The sequence below is a fragment of the Sphaerisporangium sp. NBC_01403 genome, assembly GCF_045040145.1.
GTDB classification, from domain to species: Bacteria; Actinomycetota; Actinomycetes; order Streptosporangiales; family Streptosporangiaceae; genus Sphaerisporangium; species Sphaerisporangium viridialbum.
Genome location: NZ_CP109534.1, coordinates 136,502 through 156,301 on the forward strand (window position 1 = coordinate 136,502; position 19,800 = coordinate 156,301).

The window sequence follows — 19,800 nt, forward strand, 5'->3', positions numbered from 1 at the left end:
AGCCGCGCCGCCGAGCACGGCGGACGGGAACCGGCCAAGCCCCGCGCCCGGCCGGGCGGGCTCCCGGGCGCCCGCCTGCCCCCGAGAGACAGGCACCCGGGAAGATCGTCTACTTCACCGAGCCGGCGAGCAGGCCCTGGACGAAGTAGCGCTGGAAGGAGAAGAACAGCACCAGCGGGATGATCAGCGACAGGAAGGCGCCAGGCGCGAGGATGTCCACGTTGGTACCGAACTGGCGCATCTGCGACTGCAGCGCCTTGGTCATCGGCTGGGCGCCGGTGTCGGCGAAGACCAGGGCGACGAGCAGGTCGTTCCACACCCACAGGAACTGGAAGATGCCGAGCGAGGCGACCGCGGGCTTGGCCAGCGGGAACACCACCGTCGCGAAGATCTTCCACTCCGCCGCCCCGTCCATGCGCGCGGCTTCGAGCAGCTCCTTGGGGATGCCGACGAAGAAGTTGCGCAGCAGGAAGATGGCGAAGGGCAGTCCGAAGGCCACGTGGAACAACACCACACCGGGAATCGACCCAAAAATCCCGAGAAATCCGTACATCTTGGCGATGGGGATCAGGGCGATCTGGATCGGCACCACCAGCAGCGCGATGACCACCAGGAACAGCCCGTCACGCCCGGGGAACTCCATCCACGCGAACGCGTACCCCGCCATGGCCGCGATGCCGATGACCAGGACGGTCGCCGGCACCGTGATGGCCACGGTGTTCCAGAACGACGAGGTGAACCCGCTCGCCAGCAGGTTGCTGTAGTTCTCGAACGTGAGCTGCGCGGGCTTGGTGAAGAAGGTCCACCACCCGCTGGAGTTGTTGTCGGTGTCGCCGCGCAGCGACACCACCAGCAGGCCGAGCGTGGGGAGCAGCCAGAACAGGGCCAGCACGATCAGGACGACCTGGACCAGCCCGCCGCCGAGCCTGTCGACGACCCGGGAGAGCACTCCCCGCTGTGGTGCGCCCGCGCTGCCGGCCGTGGCCGGCTGGGACGCGGTGAGAGTCGTCATGCCTGGTCCCTCCGGAACCGCCGAATGTTGATGGCCATGAACGGCAGCACCAGCACGAGCAGGAAGATCGCCAGTGCGCTGCCCAGCCCCTGGTTCCCGCCGCCGCCGAACGACACGCGCCACATCTCCAGCGCGATCACGTTGGCGTTGGGTTGCACCGATCCCGGGGCGATGACGAAGACCAGGTCGAAGACCTTCAACGTATTGATGATCATCGTGACGAGGACGACGAGGAGCACCGGGGAGAGCAGCGGGATGGTGATGCGGCGGAACACCTGCCATTCCGTCGCGCCGTCGATGCGGGCCGCCTCCAGCGCGTCACGCGGGATGGCCGACAGGCCTGCCGCGATCAGCACCATGGCGAACCCCGCCCACACCCAGATGAACGCGCCGATGATGGCCGGGGTGATGAGCGCGGGGCCGAGCCAGGTGACCCCGGAGAACGGCTGGGTGAAGTTCGACTGCGGCAGCCGCACCTGGTAGGAGCCCGAGGGCAGCCCGGCGAAGTGGAAGCTCCCGTCGGCGGCGGTCGTGGTGGTCGCCTTGACCGCGCCGCCGGAGACCGCCTCGACGGTCACGTCCGGCATGCCCTTCTCGTTGCCGTCCATCTGGTTGACCGTGCCGCCGCCAGGGGTGAAGTCGAGCCACACCGTGCCGGCGAGCTCGCCCGGGGCCGCGGACGCGGGCTTGGCGGCGGCGGCGCCGGAGGGAAGCGCCTCCGGCTTCATGCCGACCAGCGGGATGAGCACCTGCTGTCCGGCCTGGGCGGGCTGCCGGCTGACGACCGCGCCCTTCTCGGCCACCACCGGCGCCTGGTCGTTCTCGCGGGGCCGCGCGCCGGGGTAGCCGCTGCTCGCCGCGAACGCGTCGTGCACCGAGGTGATGATGGCGTTCGCTACGCCCTTGTCGGGGTCCTGCTCGTAGACCAGCCGGAAGATGACTCCGGAGGCCAGCAGCGACACCGCCATGGGCATGAACACGATCAGCTTGAAGGCGGTGGCCCAGCGGATCCGCTCGGTCAGCACCGCGAAGATCAGGCCGAGCACCGTCACCAGGCTCGGGGCCACGACGACCCAGATCAGGTTGTTCCTGATCGTGCTCAGCGTGCCGGAGTCGCTGAAGATGGCCCCGTAGTTGCCGAGGCCGACGAAGGTGCCGCCGGTTGCGTCGTACAGGCTGCGGATGATCGAGTAGATGATCGGGTAGACCACCCAGGCCCCGAGCAGGATGAACGCCGGGAGCAGGAAGAACACGGCGATCTTGGGGGAGGGGCCGAGGTTGCCCGAGCCGCCGTAGCTGACCTTCGCCGCGGCGGGCCCGCCGGTGGCGAGCTCAGGGGGAGCGCCGGTGGTGGCGCCGTCCTCGCCGGTGGCGACGTCCTCAAGGGCCGGGTGCGTGGTGCCGGCGGGCTCTTCCTGGACGGAGGTGGTGCCGCCCGTCGTCTCGGTGGTCTCGTCTGGTCCGGGGGAGGCCCCGCGGGCGACGGCGGCATCGCCGTCGCCACGCGGGGTCTGCGGGCCGTCCAACCGTTCGGTCACGGCCTTCGCCCCTACTTCTTCCAGGCCTTGGCGGCGTCAGCCTCGAGCTTCTCCTGCGTGCCCTTGATGTCCTTGGGGTTGCGCAGGAAGTCCTGGAGGTCCTTCCACTCGCCCTTGCCGTCGGTGCCGCCGAAGGCACTCGGCGCCAGGTCGGACATGTCATACCGCACCGACTCGCCGGCGGAGATGATCGTCTGCGCGAGCTGCTTGGTCAGGTCGTCCGGGTAGTTGTCGGGGGAGACGTTGCGGTTCGGCGAGAGGTAGCCGGGGTTCTTCGCCCAGACCGAGCCGCCCTCGGCGGAGGCGAGGTACTCCAGCAGGGCCATGGCTCCCTTGGAGTCCTTCATCGCCACCGCGACGTCACCGCCGAGGATGACGGGGGCGGTGTCGCCGGCCTTCGGGAACGGCATGATCTTGGCGTCCTCGCCGACCTTGGCGCCGGACTGGACGGCCGTGACGCCGACGAAGTCGGCCTCGATGACCATGGCGGCCTTCTTCTCGCCGTAGACCTGGGTGGCGCAGGTCGGGAAGTCGGTCTGCAGGGCGCCGGAGGAGCCGCCCAGCATGAACTCCTTCTTGCCGAAGATCTGGCCGATCTTCTCCAGCGCCGTGGTCACGGAGGGGTCGGTCCACGGGATCTCGTGCTTGGAGAGCTTGTCGTAGTTCTCCGGGCCCGCGGTGGACAGGTAGACGTTCTCGAACAGGTCGGTCAGCGTCCAGCCGGAGGCGCCGCAGAGGGCGAACGGGGCGGTGCCGGAGTCGGCCAGGGACTGCGCGGTCTTGCCGATCAGCTCGTCCCACGTGGTGGCGGGCTGGGTGCCCGCGTCGTCGAACGCGGGGGCGCGGTACCAGATCAGGGACTTGTGCGCGGCCTTGACCAGCACGCCGTACACCTGGCCGCTGGCCGAGCCGAGGCCCTTCCAGTACGGGGTGTAGTTCTGGTCGATCTGCGCCTGGACCTCGCTGGACAGGGGCTTGAGGGCGCTCTGGTCGGCGTACTGCTGCACGAGGCCGGGCTGCGGCAGGACCGCGACGTCCGGCGGGTTGCCGCCCTGGATGCGCGGGCCGAGGTAGGCGCCGGTGTCCTCACCCGTGGAGGCGTAGGTGACCTTGGCGCCGGTCTTCTCCTCGAAGGCCGTCAGGACCTTCTGGAAGCTCTTCTGCTCGTCGCCCGTCCACTTGGCGGCGATCTCGATCGTCGTCCCCGCCAGGGACTTGGCAGCCGGAGCGCTGCCGCTCGCCGAGGGCGTGGTGGTGTCGCTGGACTGACCGCCGCACGCGGTGGCCGCGAGCATGAGCCCGGCCACCACCGCAGTCGTCTTGACACGCATGGTGCTACCTCCTGTTGAAGGCCCCGAAATGAAGGATGAGTTTTGGGATGAGGTGATTCGGGATGATGGGCGGGGGGATCGCCCTCGCCTATTGGGTGCGGATGATCTCGCTGAGTTCCTGCTTCAGGGAGGCGACGGTCTCGTCGCTCGGTTTCCTGAGATTGAGCGCGTCGGAGACGGCACTCGAGATAACCAGGCTGACCTGGTCGTATTTGGAGCTGACCGGTCTCGGCCGGGCAGACATGATGCTCTGCTTGAGCACCGGGAGATATGGATAACGCTTGATGAGGGCCGGGTCGTCGTACAGCTCCGACCACACAGGGGGGAAGGAGCCGTCGGTGAGCACGCTTCGCTCGTTCTCCAGGCCCGTGAAGTAGCGGATGAACTCCAGCGCCGACTTCTGGTGCTTGGAGTACGCGCTTATGGCGAGGTTCAGGCCGCCGAGCGTGCTGGACCCGGGCCCGTTGAGGCCGGGCAGCCGCGTCACCGCGAACTTGCCCGCGATGGCCGACCGCGTGGCCGGGCCGTACGCGTGCGGCCAGTTGCGGGCGAACAGCAGCTCGCCCTGCTGGAACGCCAGGCGCGACTCCTCCTCCTTGAAGGTGAGCGCGTCCTGCGGGATCCAGCCCTGGCGCACGCCGTCGACCAGGAAGTCGAGCCCGGTCCTCGCGCTGCCGAGGTCGAGGGTGACCCTGGTGCCGTCCGGGCTGAGGATCTGGCCGCCCGCGGACTGCACGGCCTCCGCGAAGTTGACGGTCAGGCCCTCGTAAGGGAGGAACTGGCCGGCGTAGCCGTCCAGCTTGTACTTCTTGCCGAGGCGGGTGGCCTGGTCGCGCAGCTCGGCCCAGGTCTTGGGCGGCCTGAGGTGCTCGGCATCCAGGATGTCCTTGCGGTAGTAAAGGAGCCCCGCGTTGCTGGTGTACGGCACCGCGTAGAGCTTGCCCTGGTAGAGAGCCGTGTCCACGACCGGCTGCAGGAACTTGTCGAGCGGGAACATGCTCCGGTCGAGGGGCACGATCCACCCGGCGTCGGCGAACTCCGCCGTCCAGACGACGTCCAGGCCGAGCACGTCGTAGCGCTCGCTCCTGGCCTGCAGGTTGGCGACCATCTGCGCGCGCTGCTCGTCCGCGGCCTCGGGGAGCTCCAGGAGGGTGACCTGCTCCCTGGGGTGCGCGCGGTTCCATCGGTCGATCAGCGGCTGCATGTAGCCGGTCGTGTCACGCCCGGTGGCGAAGGTCATCGGACCTGTTCCGTCCGTGACCGCGCTCTGGACCTCCGCGCGCTCGCCGAGCCCCGCGCAGCCGCCGAGCAGCAGCGCCGCCAGCAGTAGGGGGGCCAGACGTCGCACGTGTCCTCCGAATGTTGATTGGGTTACATGCGTGTTATGTAGATGCATGCATGTTATGCATAGCGATAATGTGAACGTCAACGGATCACCCCGTAACACTCAGGTAACGTGAAGCCCGAGGGAGGTGGGGCGTGCGGCTCCATTTGCTGGCGCTCCTGTCGAAGGAACCTGCCCACGGGTATGAGCTGAAACAGGCTCTCGAGCAGCTCTTCGGCTCCGCGTACCCCTCCCCCAACATCGGGCAGATCTACGTCACGCTTGGCAGGCTCGAGAAGGACGGCCTGGTCCGCAGCGTCGACGTCGAGCAGTCCAACCGCCCGAACAAGAAGGTCTACTACTGCACGGCACAGGGCCGTGAGGCCCTCGACGAGTGGGTCGACTCGCCCACCGAGGGGCCGAGGGTGCGGGACGAGTTCTTCATGAAGCTCGTGCTGGCGCCGCTGACCGGCATCGCCGACCGCATGGCGCTGATCAACCGGCAGCGCCGGCATTATCTCGCTATCATGCGCGATCTGGTAGAACTCGCCCAGCAGACCGACCGGGAGAACCGTCCCGCGCAGCTGCTGATCGAAGGTGCCATGCTCCATCTCCAAGCGGACCTGGACTGGCTCGAACGCTGCCAGGAGGACCTGGCCTGACTTGAGTGAACCTGCGGGTGAGGGCAAGGGCGCCCTCACGCCGCGTGAGCGGAGCGAGCGCCATGAAGACGGAACGACCCCAGTGACCGCGCCGAGTGCCATCCAGACGGTGAACCTGGTGAAGATCTACCAGACCGGCGGCCTGCCCGTGCCCGCGGTGCGCGGCATCGATCTGCGGGTCGAGCCAGGGGAGTTCGTGGCCATCATGGGCCCGTCCGGCTCGGGCAAGTCCACGCTCGTCCACATGCTCGGCGGCCTCGACACGCGCACGAGCGGCGAGATCTGGGTGGAGGGCAGGCGCGCGGACACCCTCAACGAGAGCGCGTGGGCGATCCTGCGCCGCCAGAAGATCGGCTTCGTCTTCCAGTTCTTCAACCTGGTCGACAACATGACCGCCGCCGACAACGTCGAGCTTCCCGCGCTGCTGGGCGGCGCGTCCCCCAAGCACGCGCGCGAGCGCAGGGAGTACCTCCTCGGCGAGCTCGGGCTGGCCGACAAGGCCGACACCGCCCCCGCGCAGCTCTCCGGCGGCGAGCAGCAGCGGGTCGCGCTGGCCAGGGCGCTCGCCAACCACCCCCACGTGCTGCTGGCGGACGAGCCCACCGGCAACCTCGACAGCCGCAACACCCGCGACGTGCTCCGCCTCATCGGAGAGGTGCACAGGCAGGGCCAGACGATCGTCATGGTCACCCACGACGCCCGGGTGGCTGGGCTGGCCGACCGGGTGGTGACCCTCCTCGACGGCCAGATCGTCGACGACGGAGCCGTCGGCCACACCCGCCGCCGCCCCAAAGGCGGCGCGGGCGACGTGGTCGAGCTGCGGGGATAGCGCGCGATGAGACACCGCAGGGGCCGGCCGGCGCACGGGGACGGGGCCCGATGAGCCACAGCACGACCAGGGCCGAGTTCCGCTGGATCCGTGCCGACCTGCGGGCCAGGCGGGCCCAGGCGCTGCTCACGGTGCTCGCGGTCACCGGCATCGTCAGCGCGCTCATCACCGCGGCCACCCTCCTTGAGGACGGCACCAACCCCTGGCGGGGCCTGTTCGAGCGGGGCAACGGCGCCCACGTGTGGATCCACACCAAGGACGCGCCCGACCCCGCGACGCTCAGGGCCCTCGACGGCGTCACCGACGTCGCCGGGCCGTACCGCAGTGCCCCCGCGACCCTGGCCCAGGGCGGGAAGAAGACCCCGGTCGCGCTGCAGGAGATGGCGCCCGTGCTTCCCGCCGTGGGCCGTCCCCTCGTGCGCGAGGGCCGCTGGCTCGACCCGGGCGAGCCGGAGGGCGTGGTCGTGGAGCGGTCGTTCGCCCAGGCCACGGGCCTGCGCCCCGGCGGATCGTTCTCGGTCATCGGCCTCAACGGCGCCACGCACGCGCTCACGGTGGTCGGGCTCGCCGAGAGCGGCGACCAGGGCTTCTACCCCGAGTGGACCCCCGGCCTCGCCTGGACGCTCGCCGGCACCCTCGACCAGGTCGAGCCCGCGCTCGGCCGCAGCGAGTCGGTGACCGGGCTGCGGCTGGCCGACCCCGGGGCCACCTCACTGATCGTCCAGCGCACGATCACCAAGCTCGCGGGCCAGGTGCAGCGGGTGTCCACCTGGCGCGAGGTCCAGGCCTCCATGGCCCTGGACAACCGGCTGCTCGGGGTGCTGCTCGCGCTCTTCGGCATCGCCGGGCTCGTGGCCGCGGCACTCGCCATCGCCAACGCGACCGGCGGCCGGGTGCTCACTCAGCAGCGCGACATCGCCACGCTGAAGTCCCTGGGCTTCACCCGGCGCCAGGTCGTCCGCATGCTGCTCGCCGAGCACGGCACCCTCGGCCTCGCCGGCATCGCGCTCGGGGTGGTCTGCGGGCGGCTGATCACGGTGTACGCGCTGGCGGAGACCGTCGTGGTCCCGCTCTCCTCGGCGCCGCTGCTGGCCATCGCCCTCGGCACCGCCCTGGTGGTCCTGGTCGCCGTCTGGCTGCCCGCGTGGCGCGGTGGCCGCACGCCGCCGATCCCCGCGGCCCCGGCCGCGCCGCCCCGGGGCCACCTGTCGCGCATGGCCCGCCTGGCCCTTCTCGTACGGCTGCCGCCCGCGCTCGTGCTCGGGGCCAGGGACGCCTTCACACGCAGGCTCCCGGCCCTGCTGACGTCGTTCGGCCTCGCGATCCCGATGATGATGATCACCATCGGCCTGGGCTGCTGGGCCTCGCTGGACGCCTTCAGGAGCCATCCTGAGCAGGTCGGCCAGGCCGCCGCGCTGACCGTACGCCAGGGGCGCCTCACCTCCGAGGAGGCCAACCGGCTGGCGCTCGCCGACGCCGACGTGGTGGCCTCCTACCCCGGGGCGGAGGTGGACGCACTGGTCCCCGGGCAGACCCGCACCGTGCGCACCAGGGCGATCGGCACCATCACCGACCCCTATCCCTTCTCGGTCGTCGAGGGGCGCCCGTACCGCGACCGCGGCGAGGCCGTGGCGGGCCAGGGCCTGCTCGACCTGCTGAACGTGCGCATCGGCGACCGCACCCGGCTCACGATCGGCGGCACGCCGCTGATCGTCCGCATCGTCGGGCGCGTCCTGGAGCCCGAGCAGGACGGCGAGGTGCTCTCTGTGGCGCTGGACAGCCTCGCCCCGAAGGACGCCCTTCCGCCGCAGTTCTACGGCCTCGTGCTGCGCCAGGGAGCCGACCCGGCGGTGGTGCGGTCGCGGCTCCAGGCGCAGTCGCTGGAGGTGTCCCAGGTGGTGAACCCCGCGGACCGGCTCTCGGTCATCAGGCCGATCATCGTCGCGCTGGTCGTGGTGCTGGCCCTGCTGGGACTGGCCAACCTGCTCACCGCGAGCGCGCTGGGGCTGCGCGACCACGCGCTCGACCTCGCCGTGCTCAAGGCCATGGGGCTCACCCCGCGCCAGGTCATGGCCACCCTGGTGACCGGCACGGGGCTCCTCGCGGTGCTCGGCGTCGGCGCGGGCGCGGTGGCGGGGGCCCTGGTGTCGTCGGGACTGATCGACCTTCAGGGAGCCTCCAGCGGCATCGGCGCGGGCATCGGCCGCTCGCCCGCCCCCCTGACCCTGCTCATCGCGGTCGTGACGGTCGTCGGCGCGGCTCTGCTGGTCGCGCTGATCCCCGCCCGCAGGGCCGCCAGAGCGCGCGTCCCGGTGACCCCCCGCTGAGGGTCACCGGGACGCGATGCCTCAGCGCTCGGTGAGCGAGAACCAGTAGAAGCCGTGCCCCGGCAGGGTGAGCAGGTAGGGAAGCTCGCCGATCACGGGGAAGGCCACGTCGCCCCGGCACTCCACCGGGGTCATGCCCGCGAACCGCCGCAGGTCAAGCTCCACCGGCTGGGGGTGCTTGGAGAGGTTGTTGACGCACAGCATGCGGTCGCCGCCCTCTTCCCTGACGAACGCCAGCACGCTGTAGTTCGGCGACCACAGCTCGGTGTAGGCGCCTGTGCCGAACACCGGGTGCTGCCTCCGCACCTCCAGCATCTTCTTGGTGAAGTGCAGCAGCGACGAGCCGCTCTTCATCTGGGCCTCGACGTTGACGGCCTGGTAGCCGTAGATCGGGTCCATGATGGCCGGCAGGTAGAGGCGGCCGGGGTCGCCGCTGGAGAAGCCGGCGTTGCGGTCGGGGCTCCACTGCATCGGCGTGCGCACCGAGTCGCGGTCCTCCAGCCAGATGTTGTCGCCCATGCCGATCTCGTCGCCGTAGTACATGATCGGGGAGCCCGGCATGGACAGCAGCAGCGCGGTGAACAGCTCGATCTGGTCGCGGTCGTTCTCCAGCAGCGGGGCGAGCCTGCGCCGGATGCCGAGGTAGGCCCGCATGCGCGGGTCCTTGGCGTACTCCGCGTGCATGTAGTCGCGCTCTTCCTCGGTGACCGTCTCGAGCGTCAGCTCGTCGTGGTTGCGAAGGAAGATGCCCCACTGGGCGCTCTCGGGGAGCTTGGGGGTGCGGGACATGATCTCCGAGATCGGCTCCCGCGACTGCCGGCGTACCGCCATGAAGATGCGCGGCATGAGCGGGAAGTGGAACGCCATGTGGCACTCGTCGCCGCCCGTGGTGGCGTCGCCGAAGTACTCCACGACGTCCTCGGGCCAGCCGTTGGCCTCGGCGAGCAGCACCCGGTCGGGGTACAGGCGGTCGACCTCGGCCCTGACCCGCTTGAGGTAGGCGTGGGTCTCCGGCAGGCCGGAGCAGGCGGTGCCCTCGCGCTCGAAGAGGTACGGCACGGCGTCCAGGCGGAAGCCGTCGATGCCCAGGTCGAGCCAGAACCTCAGAACCTCCAGCATGGCGTCCTGAACGGCCGGGTTCTCGTAGTTCAGGTCGGGCTGGTGGTGGAAGAACCTGTGCCAGTAGTACTGGCCGCGCACCGGGTCGTAGGTCCAGTTGGACTCTTCGGCGCCGACGAAGATGATGGGCGCGTCCGGGTAGCGCGTCGGGTCGTCCGACCACACGTAGAAGTCCCCGTACGGGCCGGTCGGGTCGTGCCGGGAGGCCTGGAACCACGGGTGCCGGTCGCTTGTGTGATTCATCACAAGGTCGGTGATGATGCGGATGCCCCGCTGGTGTGCCTGCTCGATCAGCTGCACGAAGTCCCCGAGATCGCCGAACTCCTGGAGGATCTTCATGTAGTCGGCGATGTCGTAACCGCCGTCGCGCAGCGGCGACTCGTACAGCGGGAGCAGCCACAGGCAGTCCACGCCGAGCCACTGCAGGTAGTCGAGCTTCTCGATCAAACCTCGCAGGTCGCCGGTTCCGTCGCCGTTGGAGTCACGGAAGCCGCGCACCAGCACTTCGTAGAAGACGGCTCTCTTGTACCACCGGGGGTCGGAGGAGATGAAGTCTTCGGAAACTGATTCCGGGCATGGTGAAGCGCTCATAGATATGGCTCGCATCAAGAGAGTAGGGCGGTGCAACACAAGGGGGCTCGCGCCGTCGGAGCCGTCATCCCTGCGGCTCCCGCCCGACGCCGGCACCGAAGGGGTGGCTCGGTGCGCAGCGTGTTTCGGCGCTGTTTCGCGGAAGACTAGCAGGCCATAAGGGTCATCCGAAGACGATCAGCCAGGGTGGCCCAGCGTGCCAACCGCGTAATCGGTCACACTCCCGAGATCGCCCGCGTAATGTGCCGCGCACCCTCCGTGTCTCCGCAGGTCGGAGGGTGGTTTCCGGGCGGTTTGTGAAGCGGTTCACGAGGCGCCCGACCACGGTGGCGTGAGGTCGCCCAGTACGTCCTCGTAGTCGGTCAGCCAGGAGCCGAAAAGCACGAGCCCGCGCAGCCAGAAACGGGAGTTCCACGAGCCGAAGGCGGTCAGCGCGTCCGGACCGCGGGCGATCACGTCGAGCATCCGCTCCGACATCAGGCCCTGGACCGTCGCGGCCTTCAGCAGCATTCGGTGGTTCCACTCGCGCGCGGCCGGGCCGTTCGAGCGGAGCGGCACGCGGCGGTGCGGCAGCGCGCCGTTGGTGGAGGGGAGGGCGGCCACGCGCGGGTTCGCGGCCCGGAGGATCTCGCGGTAGAACTTCCCGCCCTCCTTGCGGTCCACGGGCACCGACAGCGTGGCGTCGAAGAAGTCCGGATACAGGAACGGGAAGACCGGCGTGGCCTCCGGGCCGACGAGGTTCACCGGGGAGCGGGCGATGCCCCTGGCCGTACGGGTGTGCAGCACGCTCAGCGGGAGCTCCGACCTGTGGCCGCGCAGCATCGAGGTCGCCTGGGAGAAGGCCGCGCCGACCCGGTCGTCCACGAACGCGAGCGCGGGCGCGGACAGCATCGGCAGGTGCGGCTCCCCGGTCGCGAGGGCGGCGAGCAGGGCCGCCTGCCGGTCGGCGGAGGATCCCGCGCCCACCGCGTCCGCGGTGATCAGGAAGTTCTTCATCAGCGGCCCGCCCGCGAGGCCGTCCACGACCGCCCGTCCCGCCTTGTGGACCTCGCGGGCGAAGGGGGAGTACCACGCGTGGTGGCTGGTCAGGTACTCCAGCCTGCGTGCCGCCCACCGCGCCTCGTCGGGGTACGCCGCCGGGTCCTGCGGGACGATCCGGTGGGAGATGCCCAGCTCGCGGGTGATGTAGCGGGCGAAGTCGATGTCGTTGTCCAGGCCGTCGTCCGGGCTGGTCGTCCACGACTCGACGTCCATCTTGCGGGCCGTCGCCACCGAGGCCAGCAGCCGCGAGTCGTACCCGCCGCTCACCGGCACCAGCAGCGGCCGGTCGTCGAAGGGCTTGAGCGCCTCGTGCAGCAGCGCGACGATGTCACCGGCCGTGACACCCCGGTCGAACGGCTCCTCCCGCACCCAGCGGGGGGTGCGCTTCTCGACGGTGATCCTGCGGGCCGGGCGTGACCAGACGAGGGCGGTCGAGCCGGGCAGCCGCCTGACCTCCCGGTAGGGCGTGTCCTCCAGCAGCGGGTAGGTCAGCTTGAGTATGGCGGCCCAGGCGTCCCAGTTGACCTCGTACGGCCTGCGCGCGAGCGCCAGCAGCGGCTCGATGCCGCCCGCGAAGTAGATCGCGTCGCCGTCCGCCAGGTAGTAGACGTCGATCAGCCCGAACGCGCCCGTGTGCAGGGTGACGGCGTCCGGCTCGTCGATCAGCCCGGGAGTCTCCCAGGTCTCGCCCGCCGCCCACCAGGACATCGCGCCGCCCGGCCCCCGCTCCGCCCAGGCGAAGCGCCCGGCGTCCTCGCCGTACGAGGACAGGGGCGAGGAGCTCAGCAGCGCCGCGTCCTGCGCCCGGTGGACCTCTCGCACCGGGGGGCCCGCGTCGCGGAGCAGTTCCAGCCTGGCCGGGTCGTAGGCCCCGATCGCGCCGCAGACGTACGGCCGCGCCGCGTACTCCGGCCACATCCCCTTGCGCACTGGATCTCCCCCCCTCGGCGAATACCTGCCGAGTGTACGGACTTGTCGTGGTTCGAGATGGTCGACCCAGATCTGCGATTATTCTTGCTCGACGTCTGGGGACACGGTGATGGCATGAGTGAAGAGTTGGAGAGCACCCGGTCGGCTCTCGAAGCGGCCGTGGCGGCGGCTTCAGGCGCCGCCGAGCTCACCCGCCTGCTGGCCGACTACCAGGAACGGCTCGCGAGGGCCGCCGTGTCGGAGGCGGAGGCCGTCACCCGCATGCGGGAGGCGGAGGCCCGGCTGAAGGCCGCCGAGAGGCAGGCGGCGCAGCTCGCGAAGAGCCTCGCCGAGCAGCGCTACCAGACCGAGGTCGCCCAGTGGCGGCTGGAGTCCGTGCAGGCCAGCCGGTGGTCCAAGCTGGGCGACGCCATCCACACCAAGAACCCCGGCGAGGTCGCCCGCACCCTCCGCACCCCGATCAGCAAGCGCTCGGCGCCGAAGCGCTCGGACTTCTCGCCGGTGCCCCCGGCCGCCGAGGTCCCGCCCGTGGCGCCCGTCGTCCCCGAGACGGCGGGACCGGCGGCGTCCACGGCCATGGCCGAGGGCTTCGTGGTCCCCAAGGGGCCCCTGGCGCGGCCGTACCTCACCGTGGCCGCCATCGTCGACCGGCAGTCCGAGGCCCTGTTCCGCTACGAATGGCGCCAGGTCACCAACTTCGGCCCCGACAACTGGCGGGCGATGCTGGACGAGCACCGTCCCCACCTGCTGTTCGTGGAGTCCGTACGGCCCGGACCCCGGCAGGGCAACGGCGGGCGGTGGCTGGAGGAGCTCGCTGGACGGTCCCGCGGCCTGCGCGACCTGGTCGAGGAGTGCGCCCGCAGGGGCATCCGGACGATGTTCTGGCACTCCGGCGGCCCGATCTCCACCAGCGTGCCCATGGCCTCGCTCTTCGACCACGTGCTGGCGACCTCGGAGGCCAGGGCGCGCGAGTGGCGGGCCGCCCTGCGCCACGACCGCATCGGAATCCTCCCCCACGCCGTGCAACCCCGCGTCCACAACCTCATCCCGGCGGCCCCCGTACCCACCGTCCCCGGCACAGAGCCCGGAAACGGTGCCGGGGCCGTTACCAACGGGGCCATTGCCAACGGACGGGCCGGCGTAGGACTGCTCGGGACGGCCGTCCAGGGCGACCCGCCGCCCGGCGCCGGATGGCGGCCGCTGATCACCGACAAGGCCACCTACGACGACCTGCTGACCGCCTACCGCTCGGTCTCGATGGTGCTCGCCGGGCCGGACGCCGACGCGCGCACCGTGGAGGAGCTGTACGCCTGCGGCACCCCGATCATGCAGCTCGCCGCCCCCGTCGCCGGAGACGAGGCCTCGCTGCGGCGGGCCGTGGACTCGATCGGCGAGTACCTGGCGGCCGACCTCCAATGCGCCTCGGAAGCCCACGTGGCCTGGCGCGCCACGGCGCCGGTCACCCCGCTGCTCGACCCGCTGCTCGAGGTGGCGGGCCTGCCCTCGGTGCGGAACTCCGCCACGATCACGGCCGTGACGGCGGTCACGAGTGCCATGGAGCTCGACCACCTGCTCGCCCAGCTCCGCGGGCAGGCCCACGCTCCCGGCCAGCTCGTGATCGTCGCCGAGGGGCTGGACGCCGCCGTCGTGGAGAAGGCCGCGCGAGCGGTGCACGGGGGCGACGTGGTCGTACGCGAGACCGGCGCGCCGGTGACCCGGGGCGCCGCGCTCGACCGGGCGCTCCGGCTGGCCGACGGAGACCTGGTCGCCGTCCTGGACCCCCGCGACCTGTACGGCGAGCACTACCTGGCCGACCTGGTGCGGTACTTCTCGGCCGTGGAGGCCGAGATCCTCGGCAAGGCCTCGTTCTACGCGCACATCCAGGGCACCGGGGCGACACTGCTGCGCCAGCCCGGCGCAGAGCAGCGCTTCGTGCCCGAGCTCGGGGGCGGAACGCTGCTGGGCCGCCGCCAGACCCTGGTCGACCTGGGCATCGCCGACGTGTCGGAGGAGTGGGACGACGTGCTGATGCGCCAGTGCCGCACCGACGGCATCCGCGTCTACTCGGCCGACCGCTACTCCTACGTCTGCCGCCGCCCCTCCACCGAGGCGCGCCTCCTGTCCTCCTCCCACCTGCACGGCTACACCCCCGCCGAACCCCTCGCCATGATCTGACCCCAACCCGGAGTGACACGGTTCCCACCGTTACCTCCGTACAGCCTGGTCAACAGAGCCCGAGCGAAGCGAGGCCCATTGTCAGGTGGTGAGCCGGATGCTGACTTGCGTTCCCAGTTCCCGGAAGCCGAGCGCTCGTGCGACGCGCCGTGAAGGCTCAGGGCGCGCTCTCCACTGGGGGAGCATCCCGTCCTCCAGCGCCTCCGCGATCGCCGCGGAGGCCGCGAGCCGCGCGAGGCCCCGTCCTCGATGACCGGCGGCAGTGAGGACGGACAGGTGCGCGACCGAGTCTGGCCAGGAGCGGTAACCGGCAGCGGCGATCACGTCTTGGCCGTCACGGACGACGAAGGCCGCCGACATGATCTCCTCCAGGCCGCTCTCGTCCCTGTCGGCATCTCCCGCCGACGCCAGGAATGACCGAAGGTCACGATGAGCGGCCGGTAGCTTCTCGACATCAGCGGTGCTATGCACGGCCGTGAAATCCCCGGCGTCGAGATAGGCCAGGGTCGCCGGGCCGAGTACATCGCTGATTCGCGACGTCGCCCGGAGCCGATCGAGGTCGATCGTCGCCTGTCCGGACTGCGCGAGCAGCGCATCACGCACGAACTCGACCGAGCGGCTGTCGGGGACCGTCGCGATCGTCGCCCCGCCCAGTACGACGATCCCCGCCCACCCGGGTGGGCACAACCACGACTCAGGTGAGGCGACCACACTCACACCACCACGCGGCGGAAACACGATGGGTACGCGAGCCAGGCCCGCCCACATCCTGCGCGCGTGATCCAGGGAACTCGGGTGCATTCGTCAATGATCGTTGACCGGTGCCGGTCTGCTCCAGAACGGCGTCCAGTTCTTCGGCGACCTGGCGAAAACCCCGGTGACGCTCACTACGCCGCGGGTCATCAAGGGCACCGGCGTCACGCACCTGTTACTACCGCGTGTCAGGTCACGCGTAGTGAACCGTCTGCGTTGAAGTCGAAGGCACCGTGGGCGACCTCCCACAGGTACCCGTCCGGGTCTGAGAAGTATCCGGAGTATCCGCCCCAGGAGGTGTCCGCGGCCGGTTTGACGATCTCCGCCCCCGCGGCTGCCGCCAGCGCGAGCACCTCGTCGACCTGGTGCTTCTCGCGGACGTTGTGCGCCAGCGTGATCCCGGTGAATCTTGAGCGCGGCATGTCCCAGCCAGATCCGACGTCCTCGGCGAGCTGGTCGTACGGGAAGAGCGCGAGCGTGACCCCTGAGGTCTGGAAGAACACGATGCCGTCCTCCGGGGTGCGCGACGTCGGTAACCCGAGCCCCTCCTTGTAGAACCGGTAGGAGCGAGCTAGATCGGTCACGCCCAGGGTGATCAACGAGACGCGAGGTTCCATGGCGGCAGTATGCCGAGTCCCTCCGACAGAACCTCGCCTTCCGAGCGCGCCGGTCAGTACTTCGGCGCGTTCGGGGTCCTGTCCTTTCCAGCGGCTATGGCCTTGCGGGAGTCGGCGATGTTCGCGAGGAACCTGACTTCTGCTGCGTGGCGGAAAAGCTCTCGAAGCGGGAATGGACAAGACTGCGTAGAGGTCGCGGCGCCCGATCGAATGGACGGTGTTCGAGCCGTACGGGACAGTAAGCGCCCGGACGGGCCGGTGCTGAAGTTTCCTCGCGGTGAGTGGGAGGCGTTCATCGCCGGAGTGAAGGACGGCGCCCTGGCTCCGTGAGCGGTGGGGCGCTGCGGGGGTGCCGGCCTTGGTGTGACCTGCGGGGTGGGGCGACCCGAGGCGGGGCTCGGGTCGCTTTCCGTATTCGTGAGGGGCTTGAAGGTGCGGGGTCAGTGTGAGCCGTGGAGGCCGCTGGCGATGAACATCGCGGCGAGCAGGGCGAAGAGGTATGCCTGCAGGAACTGGATGAACATCTCGAACGCGGTCATCAGGATCGTCATCAGCACGCCGAGCACGCCGACGCCCGCGCCGAGCGGGCTGAGTTTCTCGAACAGGAACCAGAAGCCGACCGAGCTGAAGAAGGCCAAAATCATGTGACCGGCGAACATGTTTGCGAACACCCGGATGAAATGCGTGAACAGCGAGTTGATGAAGGTCTCGGCGAGGATCAGCGGGGCGTAGAGCCCGTACGCCCAGCCCGGTAGGCCGGGTAGGTACACGATTCCTTTCAGGTAGCCGCGCACGCCGTGGTGCTTGACGCCCATGTAGAGCTTGATGCCGTACACGTTGATCGCCAGCACGAGGGGGAAGGCGATGTGCGCGGCCACGGGGAATTGGATGAGGGGAATGACGCCCATCAGGTTCCAGACCAGTACAGTCAGGAAAACGGTGAGCAGGAGACCCATCCACCGGTCGGCGTCCTTGCCGAGGTTGGGCTTGGCCACCTGTTCGCGCACGAACACGTAGGCGTACTCGCCGATGCTCTGCCAGCCTCGCGGCACGATCTTCGGTTTGGCGAACGCGGCCCAGCACACGGCGATGATGACGACCGAGCTGAGCATGGCGATCAGTACCGGCTTGGTGAGCCATTCCGGCCCGCCGGGGAAGATCGGGGAGAAGTGGAGGAGTTCGAGTCCTGGGGCTTCGAATGTGCCGGGAGAGGTGATCAGGATCGTCGTCCGCACGGCGGTCCCTTCTAGGTTATCTACGCTGGAAAATCATCTTAATGACATATATCGGATGGCCTTATTGTGGGTTTCGTCCGTCAATGACAATGCAATCCGGGAAAGCCGTATCCGGTGCGGCTACCGGTGGCCGCCGCACTCGACCTCGCGGGCCGTTCCGTGTGGAATCTGTGATCGGCCTGCACATACCGACTGGTCGGTGTGTGTGGCAGGATCGGCAGATGGTCGATCCTCACGTCGCTCGCCAGGCATGGCGTCGCCTCGAACCGCTGCACGGCATGATCTACTTTGTGCCGGAGGCCGCCAAGCGGTACGCCACCCTTGGCCTGGGCAATCCGCGACACGCGTACTTCGCGTCCCGCGCCGCGGCCTTCGGGCCCGCCTCGCCCGAAGTGGTCATCGCGACCTTCTACAACTTCTCCCCCCATCTCGTCCGGCAGGCCCTCCCGGCCGCGTGGGAGGTGACGAGCCCCGGGCAACTGCGTGCCGCAAGACTGGAGGCGGCGGAAGCGGCCCTGCGCAGGGCGGGCATCGACTCGCATCCCGATCTTGAGGAGACGCTCGCGCTGGCCCGTAGGGCGGCCGAGGCGGCCTGCGAGCGACTCGACGGCCGTCCACTGTTCGCCGCGCACGCGGCGCTTCCCTGGCCGGAGGATCCGCTTCTCGAGCTGTGGCACGCCCAGACGCTGCTGCGCGAATATCGCGGCGACGGCCACATCGCGGCCCTGGTGAACGAGGGTCTCACCGGCCGCGAGGCGCTGATCCTGCACGCGGCCACCGGGGACCTGCCGGTCGTCTTCCTCAAGCTCAGCCGAGGCTGGACCGAGGAGGAGTGGACCGAAGGTGAGGACGGCCTGCGCTCGCGGGGCCTGCTGGGTGAAGGGCTCACGCTGAGCGAGCAGGGCCGGGAGCTTCGCGCGCGAATCGAGAGCCGCACCGACGCGCTCGCCCTGCCGGCCTACGCCGCACTGGGCGAGGAAGGGTGCGCCCGTCTGGCCGAACTGGCCAGGGGATTCGGCCGGGCCGTGGTGGACGGCGGACTGCTCAAGCTGACCATGTGACGGCCTGACGGCGGGCACGCCGGGACATGTCGGGAACCGGCCTCTCCTGCGGGAGCGGCGTTCTCGGGTGCTTCGTGTTTCCGGGAAGCAGGAACCCGCGGACTACGAGGCACGGCACTCGAGGCCCGCAGTATGCCCGCCCCCACCGACAGAACCGCCGGCCGAAGCGCGTACCGGAAACCACTTGTAGAAGGCGCTGTTAGGCGATGCCCGTGGGGTATGCCGAGCCCAGGGTGATCAGAACTGCAGTTCCGACCAGTCGATCACCATAGGTATGGGATTGCTGACGTTGGGCGCCACACCCGACTCGTCCTTCATGAAGGTGCCTATGTGCTTGTAGAGCATCGCCGCCCGATCCAGCCGGTACCGCTCGATGCCGGACATCGGTCACCTCGCCGCCGGAGGAAGCACCGTAGCGTGGGCCCTGTGGTCGTCAGGCATGCCGAGGGGGTGAACGTGGAGAGGCTGCGCGCCATCCTCGGCTCGTCTCCCGTCCCGCAGGGGTCGTGGGAGCGGGAAGCGGCGTACGTCTCGACGGCGGCGCTGAGGCGGGCGGGCGCGCCGGCGCGCGAGGTCGCCGAGGAGCTGGCGGTACGGCTTCGCGCCGAGCCGGGAGTGCGGGCGGTCCATGTGCGGCCGAACGGCTTCCTGGTGATCGAGGTGGCCGAGCCGGGCGAGATCGTCCGCGAGATCCTGGCCGAGCCCGCCGTGTCCGCTGAGCCCACCGTGCCCGCCGAGACTGCGCCGGCGCTTCGTGACCGGGCGGAGGCGCCGTGGCCGGACGCGCCGCGCACGTGGGGCAACCCCGGATTCGCCGTGAGGTACGCCTACGTGCGGGCGGGTGCCGTCGAGCGGTGGTGCCGCGACCTCGGCATGGACGTCCAGATCTTCCGGCCCGAGTTGCTCGGCGATCCCTGCGACCGGGCGGTGCTGAGGGTGCTGGCCGAGGCGCCGAGCAGGCGGGAGGGGCAGGACGCGGGCCGGGCGGCGTATCTGGAGCGGCTGGCCGGGGCCTACCACGACGCGTTCGAGCACGTCCCGGCGATCCCGAAGGGCGACGAGGCGCCGACCGGCGCTCATGCGGCCCGCGTCTGGTTGGCGCGAGCGGTCCGGAAGGTCCTCGGGGAGGGGTTGACAGAACTGGGGGAGACCCCTCCCGAGAAAATATGACAAAAACGGGCAAAAAGCCGGAAGTGGTACGCCTGGCGGCCTGCCGTTCTGGAGATCTTCCACCTCGTTGTCTCGCTGGTTGAGC

At 69.8% G+C, this 19,800-nt stretch carries 17 protein-coding genes; 7 read left to right on the forward strand and 10 right to left on the reverse strand.

The window, feature by feature from the left end:
• Positions 1 to 109: 109 nt before the first annotated feature.
• From OG589_RS00520 to OG589_RS00535, 4 genes are all read right to left on the reverse strand, one after another.
• On the reverse strand, positions 110 to 1,012 hold the full coding sequence (locus OG589_RS00520; RefSeq protein ID WP_405145185.1) for a carbohydrate ABC transporter permease: 903 nt from the start codon (positions 1,010 to 1,012) through the stop codon (positions 110 to 112).
• Positions 1,009 to 2,550, reverse strand: a complete 1,542-nt coding sequence (locus tag OG589_RS00525; protein WP_405145186.1) for a carbohydrate ABC transporter permease — start codon at positions 2,548 to 2,550, stop codon at positions 1,009 to 1,011. Before OG589_RS00525 ends, OG589_RS00520 begins: the two co-directional genes overlap by 4 nt.
• 11 nt (positions 2,551 to 2,561) lie before the next feature.
• Entirely contained in the window at positions 2,562 to 3,881 is a 1,320-nt protein-coding gene (locus OG589_RS00530) for an ABC transporter substrate-binding protein (RefSeq protein WP_405145187.1), read from the reverse strand.
• Between the two features lie 88 nt (positions 3,882 to 3,969).
• The gene (locus OG589_RS00535; RefSeq protein WP_405145188.1) at positions 3,970 to 5,229 is read right to left on the reverse strand and encodes an ABC transporter substrate-binding protein; all 1,260 of its coding nucleotides are present in this window, start codon (positions 5,227 to 5,229) and stop codon (positions 3,970 to 3,972) included.
• Between the two features lie 131 nt (positions 5,230 to 5,360).
• Here OG589_RS00535 and OG589_RS00540 point away from each other — a divergent pair, with 131 nt between their 5' ends.
• The 3 genes from OG589_RS00540 to OG589_RS00550 all read left to right on the forward strand — a co-directional run bounded on the left by OG589_RS00540 (position 5,361) and on the right by OG589_RS00550 (position 9,023).
• Positions 5,361 to 5,867, forward strand: a complete 507-nt coding sequence (locus OG589_RS00540) for a PadR family transcriptional regulator (protein ID WP_405145189.1) — start codon at positions 5,361 to 5,363, stop codon at positions 5,865 to 5,867.
• An 82-nt stretch (positions 5,868 to 5,949) separates the two neighbouring features.
• Positions 5,950 to 6,696: an ABC transporter ATP-binding protein gene (locus OG589_RS00545; RefSeq protein ID WP_405145190.1), complete on the forward strand. Its 747-nt coding sequence runs from the start codon at positions 5,950 to 5,952 to the stop codon at positions 6,694 to 6,696.
• A 50-nt stretch (positions 6,697 to 6,746) separates the two neighbouring features.
• On the forward strand, positions 6,747 to 9,023 hold the full coding sequence (locus OG589_RS00550; RefSeq protein ID WP_405145191.1) for an ABC transporter permease: 2,277 nt from the start codon (positions 6,747 to 6,749) through the stop codon (positions 9,021 to 9,023).
• Between the two features lie 21 nt (positions 9,024 to 9,044).
• Here the strand turns inward: OG589_RS00550 and treS are convergent, their stop codons facing one another.
• On the reverse strand, positions 9,045 to 10,733 hold the full coding sequence (gene treS, locus OG589_RS00555) for a maltose alpha-D-glucosyltransferase (protein WP_405145192.1): 1,689 nt from the start codon (positions 10,731 to 10,733) through the stop codon (positions 9,045 to 9,047).
• 306 nt (positions 10,734 to 11,039) lie between these two features.
• Positions 11,040 to 12,704 carry an asparagine synthetase B family protein gene (locus OG589_RS00560; RefSeq protein ID WP_405145193.1) on the reverse strand — a complete coding sequence of 555 codons (1,665 nt, stop codon included), beginning with the start codon at positions 12,702 to 12,704 and terminating at the stop codon, positions 11,040 to 11,042.
• 114 nt (positions 12,705 to 12,818) lie between these two features.
• On the opposite strand from OG589_RS00560, the gene OG589_RS00565 reads away from it, so the two are divergent.
• A complete protein-coding gene (locus OG589_RS00565) occupies positions 12,819 to 14,879 on the forward strand; it encodes a hypothetical protein (RefSeq protein ID WP_405145194.1) in 2,061 nt (686 codons plus the stop codon).
• Positions 14,880 to 14,960: 81 nt separating this feature from the next.
• Here OG589_RS00565 and OG589_RS00570 read toward each other — a convergent pair whose 3' ends face one another.
• Both OG589_RS00570 and OG589_RS00575 read right to left on the reverse strand, forming a co-directional pair.
• The gene (locus OG589_RS00570; RefSeq protein ID WP_405145195.1) at positions 14,961 to 15,680 is read right to left on the reverse strand and encodes a GNAT family N-acetyltransferase; all 720 of its coding nucleotides are present in this window, start codon (positions 15,678 to 15,680) and stop codon (positions 14,961 to 14,963) included.
• A gap of 140 nt (positions 15,681 to 15,820) precedes the next feature.
• Entirely contained in the window at positions 15,821 to 16,249 is a 429-nt protein-coding gene (locus OG589_RS00575; RefSeq protein ID WP_405145196.1) for a VOC family protein, read from the reverse strand.
• 117 nt (positions 16,250 to 16,366) lie between these two features.
• Here OG589_RS00575 and OG589_RS00580 point away from each other — a divergent pair, with 117 nt between their 5' ends.
• Positions 16,367 to 16,579, forward strand: coding sequence for a DUF397 domain-containing protein (locus OG589_RS00580; protein WP_405145197.1), 213 nt, complete (start codon positions 16,367 to 16,369; stop codon positions 16,577 to 16,579).
• A 110-nt stretch (positions 16,580 to 16,689) separates the two neighbouring features.
• Here the strand turns inward: OG589_RS00580 and OG589_RS00585 are convergent, their stop codons facing one another.
• Complete coding sequence (locus OG589_RS00585; protein WP_405145198.1) at positions 16,690 to 17,484, reverse strand: F0F1 ATP synthase subunit A; 795 nt, start codon at positions 17,482 to 17,484, stop codon at positions 16,690 to 16,692.
• 221 nt (positions 17,485 to 17,705) lie between these two features.
• Between OG589_RS00585 and OG589_RS00590 the strand changes: the two genes are divergently transcribed.
• Positions 17,706 to 18,545, forward strand: coding sequence for an SCO6745 family protein (locus OG589_RS00590; protein WP_405145199.1), 840 nt, complete (start codon positions 17,706 to 17,708; stop codon positions 18,543 to 18,545).
• Between the two features lie 237 nt (positions 18,546 to 18,782).
• On the opposite strand, the gene OG589_RS00595 is transcribed toward OG589_RS00590, so the two are convergent.
• On the reverse strand, positions 18,783 to 18,929 hold the full coding sequence (locus tag OG589_RS00595) for a hypothetical protein (protein ID WP_405145200.1): 147 nt from the start codon (positions 18,927 to 18,929) through the stop codon (positions 18,783 to 18,785).
• 42 nt (positions 18,930 to 18,971) lie between these two features.
• Here OG589_RS00595 and OG589_RS00600 point away from each other — a divergent pair, with 42 nt between their 5' ends.
• Positions 18,972 to 19,715, forward strand: coding sequence for a DALR anticodon-binding domain-containing protein (locus tag OG589_RS00600; protein WP_405145201.1), 744 nt, complete (start codon positions 18,972 to 18,974; stop codon positions 19,713 to 19,715).
• Positions 19,716 to 19,800: the final 85 nt, after the last annotated feature.

Coding starts and splice junctions, on each gene's coding strand:
- OG589_RS00520 (WP_405145185.1), bottom strand. CDS start 1,012: ATGACGACTCTCACCGCGTCCCAGCCGGCCACGGCCGGCAGCGCGGGC.
- OG589_RS00530 (WP_405145187.1), bottom strand. CDS start 3,881: ATGCGTGTCAAGACGACTGCGGTGGTGGCCGGGCTCATGCTCGCGGCC.
- OG589_RS00550 (WP_405145191.1), top strand. CDS start 6,747: ATGAGCCACAGCACGACCAGGGCCGAGTTCCGCTGGATCCGTGCCGAC.
- treS (WP_405145192.1), bottom strand. CDS start 10,733: ATGAGCGCTTCACCATGCCCGGAATCAGTTTCCGAAGACTTCATCTCC.
- OG589_RS00565 (WP_405145194.1), top strand. CDS start 12,819: ATGAGTGAAGAGTTGGAGAGCACCCGGTCGGCTCTCGAAGCGGCCGTG.
- OG589_RS00570 (WP_405145195.1), bottom strand. CDS start 15,680: ATGCACCCGAGTTCCCTGGATCACGCGCGCAGGATGTGGGCGGGCCTG.
- OG589_RS00575 (WP_405145196.1), bottom strand. CDS start 16,249: ATGGAACCTCGCGTCTCGTTGATCACCCTGGGCGTGACCGATCTAGCT.
- OG589_RS00580 (WP_405145197.1), top strand. CDS start 16,367: ATGTTCGCGAGGAACCTGACTTCTGCTGCGTGGCGGAAAAGCTCTCGA.
- OG589_RS00590 (WP_405145199.1), top strand. CDS start 17,706: ATGGTCGATCCTCACGTCGCTCGCCAGGCATGGCGTCGCCTCGAACCG.
- OG589_RS00595 (WP_405145200.1), bottom strand. CDS start 18,929: ATGTCCGGCATCGAGCGGTACCGGCTGGATCGGGCGGCGATGCTCTAC.